This is a genomic window from Clostridium sp. (assembly GCF_040797585.1).
Taxonomy (GTDB): Bacteria; Bacillota; Clostridia; order Clostridiales; family Clostridiaceae; genus Clostridium_Z.
Genome location: NZ_JBFNEO010000281.1, coordinates 1 through 2,789, shown reverse-complemented (window position 1 = coordinate 2,789; position 2,789 = coordinate 1). Strand labels below are relative to the sequence as shown.

Annotated in this window: 3 protein-coding genes; all 3 read left to right on the top strand. The window is 31.1% G+C overall.

Going from position 1 to position 2,789, the window contains the following annotated elements; translation table 11 throughout:
* The first annotated feature begins 40 nt into the window (after positions 1–40).
* The 3 genes from AB2369_RS12770 (at position 41) to AB2369_RS12760 (ending at position 2,502) form a co-directional block, all read left to right on the top strand.
* Positions 41–568 (top strand): NfeD family protein, encoded by a 528-nt coding sequence (locus tag AB2369_RS12770; RefSeq protein WP_367666855.1) that lies wholly within the window; start codon positions 41–43, stop codon positions 566–568.
* 95 nt (positions 569–663) lie between these two features.
* Entirely contained in the window at positions 664–903 is a 240-nt protein-coding gene (locus AB2369_RS12765; RefSeq protein WP_367666854.1) for a hypothetical protein, read from the top strand.
* A gap of 222 nt (positions 904–1,125) precedes the next feature.
* Positions 1,126–2,502, top strand: a complete 1,377-nt coding sequence (locus AB2369_RS12760) for a flotillin family protein (RefSeq protein WP_367666853.1) — start codon at positions 1,126–1,128, stop codon at positions 2,500–2,502.
* Positions 2,503–2,789 lie beyond the last annotated feature (287 nt).

Below are 2,789 nucleotides of genomic sequence, written 5' to 3'. Positions count from 1 at the left end.
ATATATAGGTATGAAATATATAAAATTAAGGGGTGTTTTTATGATTACATTATATGAGATTTTCTTAATAGTGGGGATAATATATATTTTAATCAGTTTACTATTTGGAGGAGTATTTGACTTTCTAAACATTGATGGGGACTTAGGGTTATCTTTTCTAGGTGTATTTAAACCAGTAATAATAATTTGTTTTTTATTAATTGTTGGAGGAGTTGGACTTTTTGGAGAATATAAGGGTTTCAATTCAATTATAGTTCTAATTGTAGCAGTTGCTATAGGTGTTATATTAGCTTATTGTATAGAAAAATTTATTTTTAAGGCCTTAAAAAAGGCAGAGAATACAAGCACTCATTCTCAAAGGGATATAAAAGGAGCAAAGGCTACTGTTATATCACCTATAATTAAAGATGGATTTGGAACTATAGCTTATGTGATTGAAGGAAATATATATAATGCTCCTGCTAAAGCTACAGGTGGAGAAAGAATAGAACAAGGAGAAGAGGTGGTTATAAATAAAATAGAAAATAGTGTTTATTATGTGACATCCCTAAACCTTAAAGAAGATTAATAAGCAGCAATAAGAAAAAATTAAGTTATAAGATGGAGTGATGGAGAATGAATTTATTTTTTAGAGTATTATTTATAATTTTGGGGGTTCTTTTTATGGAGTTTGCAGTTTTTAAGAATTCCACTGCAGCGACCAATTTTAGGGTTTTAATTAATAGAAATAGAGTTACGAAATATTTAGTTGCCTTCATATTAGTTATTCTTTTAATAGTAATTAATGATGTGATAGTAAGATCTTATGGATTTTTAAATAATAATATTTTTCAAGCTATATATTACCTAGTTATTGGATTTATATTTAGTTTTATAGATTGGGACAGAACAAAGGTAAAATAGAACGAATCTTCCTTCAGCTGGTGTTTTTTCAACCATCTAAAGGTTAGATGAGTTAATCTAGGGGCGTAGCAGCTGTTATCCCCACATTTTAAGAGGATGGGGGTGTTACAGCTACTAGCCATCAGATAAACACATATTATAAGTAAATAAGTATTTAAGTATTAAATGATAATAAAACTATTATTTAACACTTAATATAAATTAATAAGGGGGAGTAGTATTATGGAAAATTATATACTACTAGGGGTTATTGCTTTAATTATAATTTTATTATTTATAGTTATAGCTTCCATGTGGAAAAAGGTTCCGCAAGATAAGGCTGTAGTTGTAACTGGTCTTAAAAAGAGGGTTATATCTGGAGGAGGAGGACTTGTTCTTCCTATCTTAGAAAGAACAGATAAAATTTCCCTTGAAAACATGAAGATAGAGGTTAAAATAGCCAATGCACTTACAGAACAAGGAGTTGGAATAGCGGCAGATGGAGTTGCTGTAATTAAGGTTAAATCAGACCTTGAATCAGTTCTAGCTGCCGTAGAACAATTTAACACAGGAAATGAAGATAAAACTATAGAATTTATAAAGGATACTTCAAAGGACGTTTTAGAAGGAAAGCTTCGTGAAATTGTATCTAAAATGACAGTAGAGGAAATATACAAAGACAGAGAAATGTTTGCATCTAGAGTTCAAGAAGTAGCTGCTATAGATTTAAATCAAATGGGTCTTGAAATAAAGGCATTTACCATAAGAGATGTAGCAGATGACAATGGATATCTAAAAGCTTTAGGTAAAGGTAGAATCGCAGAAGTTAAAAGAGATGCTGAAATTGCAGAAGCAGAGGCTAGAAAAGAGACTAACATTAAAACCTCTGATGCATTTAGAGAAGGTGAAGCAGCTAAAATATTAGCAGAAACACAAGTGGCGGAGTCCATGAAGAATAAGGATCTTAAGATTCAGAGCTATAGAAGAGAGCAGGAGATAGTAAAGGCTGAGGCAGACCTTGCTTATGAGATTCAAGCAAATAAGGTTAAAAAAGAAGTAACTGAAACCGAAATGCTTGTTGAAATAACAAAGAAGCAAAAGGAAATAGAGCTTGCGGAGCAAGAGTCACTAAGAAAAGAGAAGGAGCTTGAAGCTACCATTAAAAAATCAGCAGAGGCTGAAAAGTTTAAAAATATTCAAGAAGCCCAAGCGAAGGCTGAAGCTATTAAACTTGAAGGACAAGCTAAAGCAGAGGCTATGAAACTTGAAGGTATGGCTAAGGTTGATATTATAAGAGAAACAGGTAAGGCTGAAGCAGAAGCTATGATGAAAAAAGCAGAAGCTTATAAGCAGTATAATGATGCTGCTATGGCTCAAATGATTATAGAAAAGCTTCCAGATATAGCTAAGGCTATAGCAGAACCATTGTCTAAGACAGAGAAGATAGTAATATTAGATGGTGGAAAGGGAGAAAGTGGAGGAGGAGCAGCTAAAATAACTAGTTATGTAACAGATATAATGACAACTCTTCCAGAGACAGTTAAGGCAACTACAGGAATAGATTTACTTTCAATGCTTCAAAAAGCTGTAGAGCCAAAGGAGACTACTAAAGAAAAATAAATACATTAGTATGATAAGCGAATAAGGAATATATAAATGTTAAAAAGGTGGGTATTAGAGCCCACCTTTTTAGTTATTATGGTTTTAATATTGAATAAATTATATGATATAATTTATTTGTAAGTTAAGTTTTAAGAATATATATCTATGGAATAATAAGCAATTAATATTTTAAATGTTCTTAATAGTAAATACTATATATAATTGAAATCCGTATACATTTGATTTTTTACTGGAATTACTTAATTTAAAATGATTAAACTTTATATATGGTTTCCAAGTGGATT